This is a genomic window from Streptomyces sp. PSU-S4-23 (genome assembly GCF_055632315.1).
This window is the reverse complement of sequence record NZ_JBVMUU010000002.1, coordinates 3,147,611-3,162,394: the sequence shown is the minus strand read 5'-3', so window position 1 is coordinate 3,162,394 and position 14,784 is coordinate 3,147,611. Positions and strand designations below refer to the sequence as shown.

14 protein-coding genes are annotated in these 14,784 nt (G+C 71.5%); 11 read left to right on the top strand and 3 right to left on the bottom strand.

The features are described from left to right. The first annotated feature begins 20 nt into the window (after window positions 1-20). A complete protein-coding gene (locus tag ACZ79I_RS14570; RefSeq protein ID WP_471497622.1) occupies window positions 21-500 on the top strand; it encodes a hypothetical protein in 480 nt (159 codons plus the stop codon). Window positions 501-521: 21 nt separating this feature from the next. Here the strand turns inward: ACZ79I_RS14570 and yczR are convergent, their stop codons facing one another. Continuing rightward, window positions 522-2,009 carry a MocR-like transcription factor YczR gene (gene yczR, locus ACZ79I_RS14565; protein WP_471497620.1) on the bottom strand — a complete coding sequence of 496 codons (1,488 nt, stop codon included), beginning with the start codon at window positions 2,007-2,009 and terminating at the stop codon, window positions 522-524. 191 nt (window positions 2,010-2,200) lie between these two features. Between yczR and ACZ79I_RS14560 the strand changes: the two genes are divergently transcribed. After that, entirely contained in the window at window positions 2,201-2,998 is a 798-nt protein-coding gene (locus tag ACZ79I_RS14560) for a glutamate racemase (RefSeq protein WP_471504962.1), read from the top strand. A gap of 74 nt (window positions 2,999-3,072) precedes the next feature. Continuing rightward, window positions 3,073-3,735 (top strand): membrane protein YczE, encoded by a 663-nt coding sequence (yczE, locus tag ACZ79I_RS14555; protein WP_471504959.1) that lies wholly within the window; start codon window positions 3,073-3,075, stop codon window positions 3,733-3,735. Window positions 3,736-4,032: 297 nt separating this feature from the next. On the opposite strand, the gene ACZ79I_RS14550 is transcribed toward yczE, so the two are convergent. Further along, window positions 4,033-5,073, bottom strand: coding sequence for a LacI family DNA-binding transcriptional regulator (locus tag ACZ79I_RS14550; protein WP_471497618.1), 1,041 nt, complete (start codon window positions 5,071-5,073; stop codon window positions 4,033-4,035). Between the two features lie 428 nt (window positions 5,074-5,501). Here ACZ79I_RS14550 and ACZ79I_RS14545 point away from each other — a divergent pair, with 428 nt between their 5' ends. Genes ACZ79I_RS14545 through ACZ79I_RS14535 form a run of 3 tightly spaced genes read left to right on the top strand, consistent with a single transcriptional unit; the run spans window position 5,502 to window position 8,679 of the window. Then, window positions 5,502-6,653 carry a Gfo/Idh/MocA family protein gene (locus tag ACZ79I_RS14545; protein WP_471497616.1) on the top strand — a complete coding sequence of 384 codons (1,152 nt, stop codon included), beginning with the start codon at window positions 5,502-5,504 and terminating at the stop codon, window positions 6,651-6,653. Then, a complete protein-coding gene (locus tag ACZ79I_RS14540; RefSeq protein WP_471497614.1) occupies window positions 6,650-7,801 on the top strand; it encodes a dihydrodipicolinate synthase family protein in 1,152 nt (383 codons plus the stop codon). The genes ACZ79I_RS14545 and ACZ79I_RS14540 overlap by 4 nt, the downstream gene beginning before the upstream one ends. Window positions 7,802-7,839: 38 nt before the next feature. Further along, window positions 7,840-8,679, top strand: coding sequence for a sugar phosphate isomerase/epimerase family protein (locus ACZ79I_RS14535; protein WP_471504956.1), 840 nt, complete (start codon window positions 7,840-7,842; stop codon window positions 8,677-8,679). A 308-nt stretch (window positions 8,680-8,987) separates the two neighbouring features. Here the strand turns inward: ACZ79I_RS14535 and ACZ79I_RS14530 are convergent, their stop codons facing one another. Then, window positions 8,988-9,914: a ribokinase gene (locus tag ACZ79I_RS14530; RefSeq protein ID WP_471504954.1), complete on the bottom strand. Its 927-nt coding sequence runs from the start codon at window positions 9,912-9,914 to the stop codon at window positions 8,988-8,990. 225 nt (window positions 9,915-10,139) lie between these two features. Between ACZ79I_RS14530 and ACZ79I_RS14525 the strand changes: the two genes are divergently transcribed. The 5 genes from ACZ79I_RS14525 (at window position 10,140) to ACZ79I_RS14505 (ending at window position 14,311) form a co-directional block, all read left to right on the top strand. After that, complete coding sequence (locus ACZ79I_RS14525) at window positions 10,140-10,466, top strand: hypothetical protein (RefSeq protein WP_471497354.1); 327 nt, start codon at window positions 10,140-10,142, stop codon at window positions 10,464-10,466. 61 nt (window positions 10,467-10,527) lie between these two features. After that, window positions 10,528-10,842, top strand: a complete 315-nt coding sequence (locus ACZ79I_RS14520) for a pore-forming ESAT-6 family protein (RefSeq protein ID WP_471497352.1) — start codon at window positions 10,528-10,530, stop codon at window positions 10,840-10,842. A gap of 45 nt (window positions 10,843-10,887) precedes the next feature. Further along, entirely contained in the window at window positions 10,888-11,286 is a 399-nt protein-coding gene (locus ACZ79I_RS14515) for a DUF6507 family protein (protein WP_471497350.1), read from the top strand. Continuing rightward, window positions 11,283-13,943 (top strand): hypothetical protein, encoded by a 2,661-nt coding sequence (locus ACZ79I_RS14510; protein WP_471497613.1) that lies wholly within the window; start codon window positions 11,283-11,285, stop codon window positions 13,941-13,943. Before ACZ79I_RS14515 ends, ACZ79I_RS14510 begins: the two co-directional genes overlap by 4 nt. Further along, window positions 13,943-14,311 carry a toxin-antitoxin system YwqK family antitoxin gene (locus tag ACZ79I_RS14505; RefSeq protein WP_471497612.1) on the top strand — a complete coding sequence of 123 codons (369 nt, stop codon included), beginning with the start codon at window positions 13,943-13,945 and terminating at the stop codon, window positions 14,309-14,311. Before ACZ79I_RS14510 ends, ACZ79I_RS14505 begins: the two co-directional genes overlap by 1 nt. The last annotated feature ends 473 nt before the right edge of the window (window positions 14,312-14,784 follow it).

Here is a 14,784-nt window from a genome sequence, read left to right as displayed (position 1 = left end):
GGACGGTTAGGGTCATGGGCATGCCTGACGAACCGCCGCCGCATCAGCCGCCGCCGCATCAGCCGGGCCCCTACGCGGCCCCGTACCCGTACGCGCCCGCCGCGCCGCTCGCGATGCCCGGCGTGGTGCGCGCCGCCCAGATCACGATCTGGGCCATGACGGGACTGATCCTGCTCGTGTCGCCCCTGGTCGGCCTCGCCGAGGGGCCGCGCGCCGCGGGCCAGACCTTCGGCCAGAACCTGATGGGCCTGGTCCTGTTCGTCCTGGCCTTCCGCTACCGCACGGCGGGCACCGGTGTCCGCACCACGTCGATCGTGCTGGCGAGCATCCAGATCCTGCTGGCCCTCGGCGGCACCGCCCGCGGCGTCCCGGGAGGCGCCTTCGCCCTGCTGGGCGCGATCACGGTGGTCGTCCTGCTGAGCCAGGGCAGCGCAGGCCAGTGGTTCAGAAGGCCACGCCTCCCCGGGAACGGGGCTGAGGCGGCGCGTCCCGGGAGCTGAACAGCAGGCGGCGCCAGGTGCTCAGGCGACCCAGTGCGGCCGACGGGCGGTGGACGAGGCCGGGAGGCCGCCGGCGAGGGCGGCGGCCATACGGTGCACCGCCTCGCGCAGGGTGTCGGCAGGCATCGTGTAGGGGATGCGGAGGCGCTGTTCGAAGATGCCAGGGGCGGTGGCGAAGCGGGAACCGCCCTCGATCCGCACGCCGTAGTCCAGTGCTCGCTCACTCAGCGCCGAGGCGATGGGCTCGCCCAGATCGACCCAGAGCGACAGTCCGCCGGGCGGCAGCCGCCAGGTCCACTTCGGGATGTGCTCGGCCAGGGCCGCGGCCAGGGCCGCACGCTGCTCGCGTAGCTGCTCAAGGCGTTGCGGCAGCAGCTCTGCGCCCCGCGCCAGGAGGGCGAGGGCCAGGAGCTGGTCCAGGACCGAGCCGCCCATGTCGGTGGCGACCCGCTGCCCGGCGAGTTCGGTCACCAGCTGCGAGGTGGCGCGCAGCCAGCCGAGGCGCAGGCCGCCCCAGTGCGTCTTGCTCATGGAGCCGATGGTGATGACCTGGCCGGAGCCACCGGGCGCGGCACGGGAGGCGAGGGGCGGCGGGGCGGGGACGTCGAGGGCGAGGCCGCCCAGGGTCTCGTCGATCACCAGCCAGGTGCCGGAGCGCTGAGCGGCGCGCAGGATGCGGGTGCGCTCACGGCCGGGCATGAGAAGCCCCGTGGGGTTGTGGAAGTCGGGGATCAGGTAAGCCAGTTGGGGCACCACCTGATGAAGCGTCGATTCGACGATCTCGATGTCCCAGCCGTCGTCGGTCACCGGGACCGACACCGGCCGGAGCCGGCCGCGACGCATGGCCTCAAGAGCGTTCGGATAGGACGGGTCCTCGACCATGACCCGGTCGCCGGGGCGGCACAGCAGCCCCAGCACCAGCGTGAGCGCGTGCTGGGCACCGGAGGTCACCAGGATCTGCTCGGGCACGGTGGCCAGCCCCCGCCGGGTGAAACGCTCGGCGATGGCGGCGCGCAGCTCCGGAAGGCCGTAGGGGTGGTAACCAGGGGTGTGCGCATGCTCGGTGAGCTGCGGGGCGATCTGGGCGAGCGCGTCGGCGAGCGTCTGCTCCGGCAGCCCGGGGGCTGCCCTGGCCAGGTCGATCGCGGTGTCCGGGGGTGCGAGGACCCGTGTGACGTTACTGGGGACACGCCCTTCGGGCAGGGCCGTCCAGGTGCCGGAGCCCTGGCGGCTGTGCGCGTAACCGCTCTCGCGCAGCAGGTCATAGGCGGCGGTGACGGTGGGGCGGCTGGTGCGGAGGGCGGTGGCCAGTTCCCGCTCGGCGGGGAGCTTGACGTGCAACGCGATCCGTCCGTCCAGGATGAGCGCGCTGATCGCCTGGGCCAGGTGGCGGTAGGCGGGTCTCGTCCCAGCGGGGTCGGGCAGCATGGCGGCGAGCTGTCGGCTCCCCAGTGTTCGCCTGACGCGATGCGCCCTGTCCACGGGCCGGGACGGAGTCGAGTCAGCCATACCACTCTCCCGGAATTGGCCATGCTGCCAGAGCCAATCACTGTACAAACTCGCCGCCAGTACCGGGAACAGCGAGCACCGTCGGAGGCACTGGCGTGGGTCAGGAAAGCAGGGACCGTTGCGAGCCTGAACGTCCGCACGGTCACGAGGAGCGCGTCACGACTGCGCCGGCACCGACCCGGAGCGGTCGGCTGAAGATCGCACTCATGGACCCCGGAATCGGGCTGCTGGCGGCGGCCGCCGCGGTGCGCCGCCTGCGGCCCGACGCCGATCTCGTCCTCTCCTCGGACCCCGACAGCATGCCGTGGGGGCCACGCACCCCGCAGGACATCGCGGCCCGCGCCCTCGCGATCGCCGAGGCGGCTGCCGCACACCGCCCCGACGCGTTGATCGTCGCCTGCAACACCGCCACTTTGCATGCCCTGCCCGTTCTGCGCGCCCGCCTCGAACCCGGCACCCCCGTCATCGGCACGGTCCCGGCGGTCAAACCGGCCGCCGCGGGTGGCGGACCCGTCGCCGTCTGGGCAACCCCGGCCGCCCTCGGAAGCCGCCGACTACGCGACCTCATCCGGACGTTCGCGGACGGCGTGAGCGTGACTGGGGTGCCGTGCCCCGGGCTCTCCGACGCCGTCGAGCACGCGGACGAGGCGGCCGTGGCCCGGGCGATCGCTGCCGCGGCGGAGCGCACCCCGGACGATGCCAGGGCCGTGGTCCTCGGCTGCACCCACTACGAACTCGTCGGCGAGCGCATCCGCGAGGCCGTGCGACAGCCCGGTATGCCGCCGCTCGTCCTCCACGGCTCTGCCGGCGCGGTCGCCGCTCAGGCCCTGCGCCGGATCGGCGAGGGCCCCGCCCCACAGGCGCCTGCCGAGGGCACCCTGACCGTGATGCTCAACGGGCGGAAGGCGCCCCTTCCGGCGGCGGCGCTGGCCTATCGCGAAGGCCGGCTGCTGCAGCCTGCCGGCTCCGCGCCGGGGGTCCGTCCGTGAAGGGCGATGCGCCCCGTCTGAGGGCCTCCGGTCCGGAACGTCACGCTGCGACTGCACGGACACCGGGCACGCGCCTGCCTCTTCCGCCGCTGACCTACGTCCCCCTCGGTACGCATCCGCTCCGGCGCCTTCCCCAGCTGTTCACCGGCCTCGCCCTGTACGGCTTCAGTCTTTCGCTGATGGTGCGGGCCTCGCTGGGCGTCAACCCCTGGAGCGTTCTGTACGAGGGGCTGGAGCACCACACGTCCCTGAGCTTCGGCACGATCAGCGCTGCCATCGGCGTCGTCGTGCTGCTGCTGTGGATTCCCTTCAGGCAAAGACCGACGTTCGGGACCGTCGCCAACATCGTCGTCCTGGCGTACTCGTCGGACCTCGGCCTGTCGCTCATCCCTCAGCACCTCGGCCTCCTGGCCCGGGCCGCCCTGCTGGCCGGGGGTGTCCTCCTCAACGGATTCTCCGTCGCCGTCTACGTCGGCGCGCGTTTCGGCCCCGGCCCCAGGGACGGACTGATGACCGGTGCGTCCGCGGCAACCGGGCGCTCCATCCGGCTCATCCGCACGCTGATCGAGGTCACCGTGCTCGCTGTGGGCTGGGTTCTCGGCGGAAGCGTGGGCGTGGGGACCGTGCTGTACGCACTCGCAGTCGGCCCGATCACTCAGTTCTTCATACCGCGGTTCGCCTGTCAGGGCCGAGACGGGTCCCGGGCGTCTCCCCCTCCCCGTCGGCGGCGTCCGTGACCCGGTGCCGTGACCCGGTGCTGTGACCCGGTGCCGGGACGCGGTGCCGGGACGCGAGGCCGCGGCGGACCGCGCGTGGGGCCGGTGCGCCACCGCCGCGCACGGCGCCCCGTGTGTGGCGAAGTGGCCTGTGGCACCGTTCGGTCGAAGACCTCCTGTGGCGCCGTCGAGGCCGCCGCCTCGGGCTTCCCCGCCATCGGCCAGCGGCCGTCATACGCCCTTGGCTGTTCACCGCCGGCGGTTCACCCTCCCGGCCGTCCCCCCCCGCCGTTCCCCCGCCGCTCACGACCCAGCTGTTCACCCCCGAGGCGCCGCCGTGGACCCCCGCACCATCAACTCGCCCCGTACCGTCGCGATGCCGCCCGGCGGGGGTTCCTCCCGGCCCATCGCGATCCGGCCCGCCCGGGCGCCCGCCTCGGACAGCGGCAGTCGCACCGTCGTCAGCGCCGGTACCGCGTCCACCGCGAACGGGAGGTCGTCGAATCCGGCGACCGAGACGTCCTCGGGGATGCGCAGACCGGAGTCCCGCAGGGCCGCGCACGCGCCCAGCGCCACCGTGTCGTTCGCCGCCACGATGGCCGTCAGCGACGGCTCCCGGCGCAGCAGTTCCAGTGCCGCCTCGTAGCCGGAGCGGCGGTCGTAGCGGCCGTGCACCGTGAGCCCGGGGTCGTCCTCGATGCCGGCGACGGCCAGTGCCGCCCGGTGCCCCTCCAGCCGGTGCCGCGTGGTCGTGCGCTCCTCCGGGCCCGCGATGTACCCGAGCCGCCGGTGCCCGAGCCCGGTCAGGTGCTCGGTCAGCCGCCGGCCGCCGCCTCGGTTGTCGAAGGTCAGCGCGATCGCCTCGGGGGCGGGCGGCCGCCCGCACAGCACCACGCGCGTCCCCGCCTCGGCCATCTTCCGCAGCTTCGCGCCCATGGCCTCAGCGTGCGCGCCGTCCTCCACCGCGCCGCCGGTCAGCACCACCGCCGCCGCCCGCTGCCGCTGCAGCAGGGTCAGATACGTCAGCTCCCGCTCCGGCGACCCCCCGGTGTTGCAGACCACCGCCAGCCGTTCGCCGCCGGCGCGGCCGCCCGGCCCCCCGATCTCCGACTGGATGGCGCTCGCCATGATCCCGAAGAAGGGGTCGGCGATGTCGTTGACCAGGATGCCCACGAGGTCGGAGGTGGCCGCCGCGAGTGCGCTCGCCGGGCCGTTGAGGACGTAGTCCAGCTCGTCCACCGCGCGCAGCACCCGGTCCCGGGTGGACGCCGCCACCGGGTAGTTCCCGTTCAGCACGCGTGACACGGTGGCGGGCGACACCTGTGCGCGCGCCGCCACGTCCGCCAGGGTCACCGTCATCGTCGTCGTCCTCCGGTCGTGCTCTCGTCGTCCTCAGGGCAAGGGGGTCCCCCGCAGGCCCCTGTGCATGCTCCCTGTGCATGCTCTGCCTACAGCTCGCCGGACACCCGTGTACAGGTCCACGGTCCTGCGTGTTCGACAGGCCGGCCGGTCCGGCGCCCGGCGACCGCGGTGTCACTCGTGCCACGTGGGGCGTCCTGGGCGTCACGCCCTCCGCGTCACGCCCTCCGCGACACGCGCTTCCGTCGCCCCCGCGGTCTTGTCCGATCCGCTGGGCAGAGGCTAGCGTCTGACGCTGTAGAAAGCGCTTGCTGCCATGCTCTCCCGCAGGTGCACGCCGCACCGACGCGCGTACGGAGGGAACGACGTGACACGGGAGGAAACGACGTGACACGGGGGGAAACGACGTGACACGGGAAGGGAACGACGTGACACGCAAGACGGTGCGGATCGCCATGAACGGTGTGACGGGACGCATGGGCCACCGCCAGCACCTCGTCCGCTCCGTCCTGGCCATCCGCGAGCAGGGCGGCCTCGGCCTGGGCGACGGCGTCGTGCTGTGGCCCGAACCGGTCCTCGTGGGCCGCCGCGCCCACGCCCTGCGGGCGATCGCCGAACGGTACGGGCTGGACCACTGGTCGACGGACGTGGACGCGGTCCTCGCCGACCCGGCCGTCGAGATCTACTTCGACGCGCAGCTCACCTCGGCCCGCGAGGAGTCGGTCAGGAAGGCGATCGCGGCGGGCAAGCACATCTACACCGAGAAGCCCACGGCGACGGGCCTGGAGGGCGCCCTGGAGCTGGCCCGCCTGGCGCGCGCCGCCGGCATCAGGCACGGCGTCGTCCAGGACAAGATCTTCCTGCCGGGTCTGCTGAAGCTGAAGCGGCTCGTCGACGGCGGCTTCTTCGGCCGGGTCCTCTCCGTCCGCGGCGAGTTCGGCTACTGGGTCTTCGAGGGCGACTGGCAGCCGGCGCAGCGCCCGTCGTGGAACTACCGCGCCGAGGACGGCGGCGGCATCGTCGCCGACATGTTCCCGCACTGGGAGTACGTGCTCCACGAGCTGTTCGGCCGCGTGATGTCCGTGCAGGCCCTGGCCACCACCCACATCCCCCAGCGCTGGGACGAGAAGGGCAAGCCGTACGACGCCACCGCCGACGACGCCGCCTACGGCATCTTCGAGCTGGAGGGCGGGGCGATCGCCCAGATCAACTCGTCGTGGGCCGTGCGCGTCCACCGCGACGACCTCGTCGAGTTCCAGGTGGACGGCACGGAGGGGTCGGCCGTCGCCGGGCTCAGGACATGCCGGGTGCAGCACAGGTCGGCGACCCCGAAGCCGGTCTGGGACCCGGACGTCCCCGCCGCCGAGGTCTTCCGCGACCAGTGGCAGGAGGTACCGGACAACGCCCCGTTCGACAACGGTTTCAAGACGCAGTGGGAGCTGTTCCTCCGGCACGTGTACGCCGACGCCCCCTACCACTGGGACCTGGCGGCCGGGGCCCGCGGCGTCCAGCTCGCCGAACTGGGCCTGAAGTCCTCGGCCGAGGGCCGCCGCATCGAGGTGCCGGAGATCCAGCCGTGACCATCCGACTCCCGGACGCCCGCGGCCGGCTCAGGACCTACGAGCCGCGCCGCGCACCCCTCGCCCGCTCCGCCGCGGCCCCCTTCACCTCCCGCACGTTCTTCGCGGCCGCGCACGTCGTCGCCGACCCGTACGCGGACGTGTCCCCCGGCTCGCCCGCCGCCGTCGACTGGGACGCGACGCTCGCCTTCCGCCGCCACCTGTGGTCGCACGGGCTGGGCGTCGCCGAGGCCATGGACACCGCCCAGCGCGGGATGGGCCTGGACTGGGCGGGCGCGGCGGAGCTGATCCGCCGCTCCGCCGCCGAGGCCCGCGCCGCGGGCGGCCGCATCGTCTGCGGCGTCGGCACCGACCAGCTCCAGGCCGGCTCCGTGGCGGAGGTCCGGACGGCGTACGAAGAACAGCTCGCCGTCGTCGAGGAGGCGGGCGCGCAGGCCGTCGTGATGGCCTCGCGCGCCCTGGCCGCCGCGGCCCGGGGCCCCGAGGACTACCTGGAGACCTACGGCCACCTCCTGCGCCAGGCCGCCGACCCGGTGATCCTGCACTGGCTCGGCCCGATGTTCGACCCGGCGCTGGAGGGCTACTGGGGATCCGGCGACCTGGACACGGCCACGGACGTCTTCCTTGAGGTCGTCGCCGCGCACCCGGACAAGGTGCACGGCGTCAAGATCTCGCTGCTCGACGCGTGGCGGGAGACCGATCTGCGCCGCAGGCTCCCGCGCGGCGTGCGCTGCTACACGGGCGACGACTTCCACTACCCCGAGCTGATCGCGGGCGACGAGCAGGGCTTCAGCCACGCCCTGCTCGGCATCTTCGACCCGCTGGCCCCCCTGGCGGCACACGCGGCACGGGTCCTGGACACGGGCGATGCGAAGGGCTTCCGCGCGCTCCTCGACCCCACCGTGGAGCTGTCCCGCCACCTGTTCCGGGCGCCGACCCGCTTCTACAAGACGGGCGTGGTCCTCCTGGCCTGGCTCGCCGGCCATCAGGAGCACTTCACGATGGTGGGCGGACTGCAGTCGGCACGCTCGCTGCCGCACCTCGCGACGGCCTACGAACTCGCCGACGGGCTCGGCCTGTTCCCCGACCCGGACCTGGCGCAGGCGCGGATGGGGAGCCTGCTGTCCGTGTACGGGGTGTCCCAGTGAGCGCGAGCACGGTACTGGAGCGTTTCTCCATCAACCAGATGACGGTCAGGCAGCTCTCGCTGGAGGAACTGGTGGACGCCTGCGTGGAGTCGGGGGTGCACGGAGTGGGCCTGTGGCGCGAGCCCGTCCGGGCGAACGGCGTGCGGGCCACGGCGAACCTCGTCCGTGACGCGGGGCTGACGGTGACGACGCTGTGCCGGGGCGGCTTCTTCACGGCGATCGACCCGGACGCGCGGGCCCGCGCCCTCGATGACAACCGCCGTGCGGTCGACGAGGCGGCGACGCTGGGCACGGACACCCTGGTGCTGGTGTCGGGCGGACTGCCGGCCGGCTCCCGGGACCTGCGGGGCGCGCGGGAGCGGATCGCCGACGCGCTGGGGGAGCTGGGCCCGTACGCGGCCGGGCGGGGGGTGCGGCTGGCCCTCGAACCGCTCCACCCGATGTACGCCTCCGACCGCTGTGTGGTCTCCACCCTCGCCCAGGCGCTCGACCTCGCCGAACGCTTCCCCGCCGAGCAGGTGGGCGTGGCCGTGGACACGTACCACGTCTGGTGGGACGACACGGCCCCGGCACAGATCGCGCGCGCGGGCGCGGGCGGCCGCATCCACGCCTTCCAGCTCGCCGACTGGACCACCCCGCTGCCCGAGGGCGTCCTCACCGGGCGCGGGCAGATCGGTGACGGCGCGATCGACATGCGGGAGTGGCAGGGGTACGTGGCGGCGGCCGGGTACACCGGGCCGATCGAGGTCGAGCTCTTCAGCGAGGGGCTGTGGGCGCGGGACGGGCGGGAGGTCCTCGCGGAGACGGTGCGGCGTTTCACGGAGCACGCCGTGCCGGCTGAGGAGCCGCACCACCCGGCCCGGCGGCCCGGCGAGTGACTGAGCGACGCCAAGCGCGTCGCGGACAACAGGGGGAACGGATCCCGCGGCTGAGCCCGGGCCCGTGACGGGTATCGCCGGAGCACCCGTCGGGGGAACCGGAGTTGAACCGGCGAGCCGTGCAACCGTTCCGGCTTCCCGTGGGTCGTACACGGCGTCAGAGCCCCTGGGAGGGAACCCGGGGGGGATCGCGGGGTTCTGGCGGAGGAGGGGAATCCCGAGGGGGCCCGGTCGATACACGGGCCCCCTCGAAGCCGTCCGCCGGAAGAACGGCCCGTACTCGACCGGCGCGTCCGCGAGTCGACGGTTCAGGGCACCGGCCTTCCGCAGAGCGCGGCGACCGCCGCGACCTCCTCGGCCGTCGGGAAGGACGCCTGCGCGCCGGGACGGGTGACCGCGGCCGCGCCGACCCGCGCCGCGTAGGCCGCCGCGTCCGGCAGCGGGGAGCCCCTGCCCAGCCACCACGCCAGGGCCGCGGTGAACGCGTCACCCGCACCCGTCGTGTCCACCGCGTCCACCGCCAGGGACGGCACCCGGCTCACGGCGTCGCCGGTCGCCACCAGCGCGCCCTCCGCGCCCAGCGTCACCACGACCGACCGCGGGCCGAGCGCCAGCAGCCCGGCGGCCCAGTCCTCGGGCGAACCGCCCAGCTCACGGCCCGCGATGACCCGCGCCTCGTGCTCGTTCACGATCAGCGGGTCGCAGGCCGCCAGCAGCTCGGCGGGCAGCGGCCGCGGCGGCGACGGGTTCAGCACGAAGCGGGTGCCGGGCGGCAGGCTCCGTACGACCTCCACGACCGTCTCCAGCGGGATCTCCAGCTGCGCCGAGACCACGCGGGAGGAGTGCAGCAGGCTGCGCGCGGCCCGCACGTCCTGCGGAGCGAGCCGCCCGTTGGCGCCCGGCGAGACCACGATGCTGTTGTCCCCCGACGGGTCCACCGTGATCAGCGCGACCCCCGTGGGCGCCCCGCCGACCAGGACCCCCACCGTGTCGACGCCCGCTCCGCCCAGCGTGGCCAGCAGCAGCCGGCCGTGCGCGTCGTCGCCGACCCGGGCCATCAGCGCCGCACGGGCGCCGAGGCGGGCGGCGGCGACCGCCTGGTTCGCGCCCTTGCCGCCCGGGTGGACGGCCAGGTCGGAGCCGAGCACCGTCTCCCCGGCCGCGGGCCGGCGCTCGACCCCGATCACCAGGTCGGCGTTGGCCGACCCCACGACCAGGAGGTCGTAGTCGTACATGTACTGCCTCCCCATGGATCCCACCGGCATACGCGTACAGCGTGCCCGCCCTGACGGCGGCCGGACGGCGGGACGCGCCGCCGATGCCGACAACCGGCCCGGCGCACCTGCCCGGCTCCTGTAGCAGGGCTGTGACTTCAGGTGGTTGCGAGTGTGACGCACGGCAGTGAACATGGAGGGTGAAGAATCGTTCAGTGAGGTCAACTCACCGCAGGGGGAGGCAGGATGAAGTTCGACATGGGGGCACAGACCCTGTCGACGTTGATGAAGGACTCGCGTGGGTCGAGTGACGATCTGGGGACGTTGATCCGTCAGTTGGTGCAGGCGGCGCAGCCGTTGGAGGGGAAGTTCAACGGTGCGGGGCGGGTGGCGTTCGATCAGTTCAAGTTGCGGGCGGATGGGATCACCAAGGAGCTGAACGCGTCGCTGGCGGCGATTTTGGGTGGTCAGTCGGGTATGGACTCGGCGTTCGGTTCGGGTGATCAGGAGCAGGGCGACAACGCGCGGCGTCAGATGTCGGCGGCGAACTTCGACGGGGCGCGGTTCCGCTGAGCGGCGGGGTTGTTCGTGGTGTGGCGGGGTTGTTCGTTTTCTTCACGGGGAGTGGTGTGTGATGGCGGGTTCGGGTGCGGATCGTCGGTCGTACGACACGGGTGCGTCGGCGGATGTGCAGGGTGGTCTGCAGGCGGTGATCGGTCGTTTGGAGGAGGTCATCGCGGCGCGGGACCGTCAGGTGAAGGCGGCGATGGCGGACTTCACGGCGGATGGTGTGGCGGATGAGTACCACGGCAAGGAGTTGCGGTGGAATCGTGCGTCGCAGGAGGTCAAGAACATCATCGGGCTGGTGAAGTCGACGTTGGAGCAGAACGACTCGACGGCGCAGTCGACGATCGCGAAGGCGAAGGCGGCGGTCGACAACATCGGCTGACGCGGGCGTAGGCGGAGTCAGGATCGGTTACCACGGGGGTATGTCGTGTCCGGCTGGGATTTGAAGCCGCAGGGTATTCAGCAGGTGCTGAAGACGACGGGTGAGACGGCGTCGCATATCGGGGATCATGCGAAGGCGTATGGGGAGCATCTGACGTCGGCGGCGTCCAGTGCGGGCACGATCTCCGCTGAGGGTGGCGGCGGGGGTGGTGGGGGCAAGGGGGAGAAGGCCCAGGGGGGTCTGGTGGCTCTTGCGTTGTCGCAGTATGCGGAGCATGCGTCGAAGGATCTGCAGTTCATCGCGGCGCGGGCGGGTAGGTCGTTGCAGGGTGCGGTGGATGCGACGACGGCGTATCTGCGGGGGGATGAGGCGATGGCGGCTCAGGCGCAGCGTAAGGCGCTGGCGGATCCGCGGGTTGATCTGCCGGGGGTGGGGAAGGCGTGATCCAGCCGGAGCAGATTCCGCAGTTCACCGGTGATCTGGCGCAGTTGGAGAAGGATTACGGGGATCTGAAGGCGGATGCGTCGCATGTCCGGTCGACGGGTCGGGATGTGCACAGGCAGTTTCAGGGGTTGCGGGGGTATTACACGGCGCCTGAGGCGGAGCGGTTGTTCGCGACGACGAAGCCGGTCGAGGATCGGGCGGATGGTTTCGCGGACGGCTTGGAGAAGGTGTCGTCGGCGTTGTCGTCGTATGCGACGGAGATCCGTCCGCTGGTGGACAGGCTGAAGCAGTTGAAGGTCGATGCGGCGTCCTTTGTGGACTCGGTCAGGGGTGACGAGGACTGGGAGTACGACGGGGACAAGGTCGACAGGCACAATCGGATCCGTGATGACGTGACGGCTGCGGTGGCGGCGTTCTGGGCGGCGGAGCGGACGTGTCACAACAAGATCACTGCGTTGTTCGGTGGGACGCAGATGGTGGCGGGGGATGGTTCGGACCGTAAGGACCAGTATGGGTTTGATGCGGCCGATATGAAGAATGCGAAGCTTCCCTGGGGTGACCCGGTGGAGGAGAAGCACCACTGGTATGAGATCGGCCATTGGGTGAAGTCCTTTGTGTGGGACGGGCTGATCGTGGATGGGATCTGGGGCACGATCAAGGGCCTTGGGACGCTGGTGGGTTTTGGTGGCTGGGATGCGATGGGTCAGGCGTGGAAGGGTCTGGCGCAGTTGGCGACGGGGTTGGCGATCTCGTCGATTCCTGGTCTGGGGACGATGTTCTGGGCGTTGCCGGATGACAAGTTGCCGTCGTGGTTTCGTGATTCGCGTACGGCGATGAAGGAGACGGGCAAGGCGTTGGTGGCGTGGGACGAGTGGGGCAAGAACCCGGCTCGTGCTGCGGGTGCGGTGACGTTCAATGTGCTGACGACGGTGTTCACCGGTGGTGCGGGGGGCGCGGCGTCGGGTGCGGGGAAGGCGGGTGCGGTCGCCAGGGCGCTGTCGGTGGCGGGCAAGGCGGGCCGGATCATCGATCCGATGACGTATGTCGGCAAGGCCGCGGGCGCGGGCCTGTCCAAGATCGGCGACATCACCAAGGCCCTCAAGGGCATCGGCAACGTCGAGATCCCCAAGCTGCCGGAGAACGCCATCACGCTGCCCGAGGGCGCGCTGAAGCTGCCGGACGGCACCGTGCGCCTGCCCGAGGGCTCGGTGATCCCCGAGGGTGCGGTCAAGCTGCCCGACGGCAACTTCCGGCTGCCGCACGACGCGACGGTGCTGCCGGAGGGCACGACGAAGCTCCCGACACACGAGGGCGCCCCGGCGCAGTACCTGGACCCGCACGGCAACATCCTCGACGACAAGGGCAACGTCGTGCAGCACGCCGGCGACGCCCCCAGGGAACCGGGCGGCACCGACCTCGACCCGGCCTCGGGCTCGGACGTGCCGCACACGCCCTCCCCGGTCAGGGAACCGGCCCTCGTGGGCGCGGGCGCCCACACCGCCGAGCAGGCCGGTCAGCACATCCGCCTCGGCGACAGCCTGGGCAACGACCTCGGCGACGTGGGCCGCACCGGCGACAACGCGGCGGTGCACGCGGGCGGCGAGAACGTGCCGACGGTCCACGCGGGCGGGGAGGCCCCCACCGTGCACGCCGGCGGCGACGGCCTGCCGGGCGGCCACGCGGGGGACAACCTCCCCGGCGGCCACGCGGGCGACCACCTGCCGGGCGGAAGCGCGGACCACCTTCCCGGCGGCGGTGCCCACGAGCACGGGGCGGGTCCGTCCGCGAGCCATGAACCGCCGAACGGCCACACGGGCGGTCATTCGGACGGTCCTGGCAGCACCGGTCACCACGGCGGCGGCCATGACGGCGGTCAGGGGCAGGGCACGCACACCGAGGATCACAGCGTCAGCGGACACTCCGACCATCACGGCGCATCCCATGACACAGGTGGAGCGCACCACGAGGCCGGTCATGAGGCAGCTTCCCCGCACGGCCATGAAGGTTCGCCCCCCTTCGATGATCTCCAGGTCGGAGACGGCCCCCTGCCCCCCGTCGGGCCCGGCGAGAAGTTCCTCGGCGAGTTGCCTGAGAGCCGAGTCGAACGTACGGCAGACGGCCTCATCTCACACGTTGACGGCCGACCCGTCACCGAATTCCTGGACCAGCTCTCTCACGAACGTGCTCTGGAGTACCTGGAGGCGAAGGAATCCGGGACCTTCCCACGTGCCCAGACGGGAGCATGCGTGGGATCGGTGATCGACCTGCGCACTGGTCGGGTGTTTGAGGGAATCAACGGACCCAAGGGTGCTGCTGGGCTACTCCCTCTGGACCGTCTGCATCCCACGTTGCTGGAACGCTACGAGCAGATCGCTGACGCACCACTTCACCGCGCGCCGATCCTCGCTCACGCGGAGGTGAAGGCGACGAACGAGCTGCTGTGGGCGCGCCGAGAACTCGGTCTCCCCGACGACGCCTCCGTGTTGAGGGAGATGCGGGCGTCAGTACAGTTCCCGTTCCAGGCGAACCCGGAGACAGGACTACATCCGCGCCCGGCGCCCTTCTGCGGCAACTGCAACCATATGCTGGATGGAGTGCCCAGCAGCTATGGGCGCTTCCTGAAGGACCCGCCCGGACCTGAGAACTGGATTCCCTGATGAGCCTGCACCGAATCGATATCGATGATCCCGACGCCACCATGGACGAAGGCGAGCGTCTCTACTATCGGGGAACTCCCTTCACCGGAGAGGCCGTCGAATACCAGCGCGGTGCGCTCGTCAGTCTCATCACGTACGAGGACGGTTACGAAGACGGCCCCGTCCGCGAGTGGTACGCGGACGGCACTCTCAGATCGGAGGGCGTCATGCGTGGCGGTTTCCCTGTTGGTGAATTCCAGCGGTGGCACCCGAACGGCAGACTCGCGGCCCGGACCGTCATGAGTGACAACGGGCTTCGGCAGTTGGCGCAGTTCGAGTGGGATGAGGAAGGCAACATGACGAAAGACTGGCACGCGGAAAGCAATTGATTGTGAGCTGGCGTCGGCCAGCCATGCCAGGAGAAGCTGTTCCAGCTCGGTGCCTCGTCCTTCGCCGACTTCGGCACGGTGGATCTGATGGCGCACACCGATGTGTGGCTGCCGTACGACCTGAAGGGGCGGCCTCAGCCCGAGGTGTACGCGGCGAACGGCCCTCGGTTGTCCGAGGCGCTTCGTGATCTGTCCGAGGTGTTGGGTTCCGAAACGGACCCGGATGATCCGACGTATTTCGCGAAGCCGACCGAGACGGGCGCTGAGAACTTCTTCGATCCCGACGGCAGCGCATCGGACGTGTGGGGCAGTTTCGAGGTGCCGACCCGCTACGACCTGTTTACGCATGCTCCCGGTTTCGGGAGGATCGGCTATCGGCGCACTGCCCAGGGAGACGTTCGGTACGTGCCAGTACACGGTGACCGCAGAGAGCTGCTCGGCTACCTTTGGGCCTCTGACTCCGAGAAGGCGGC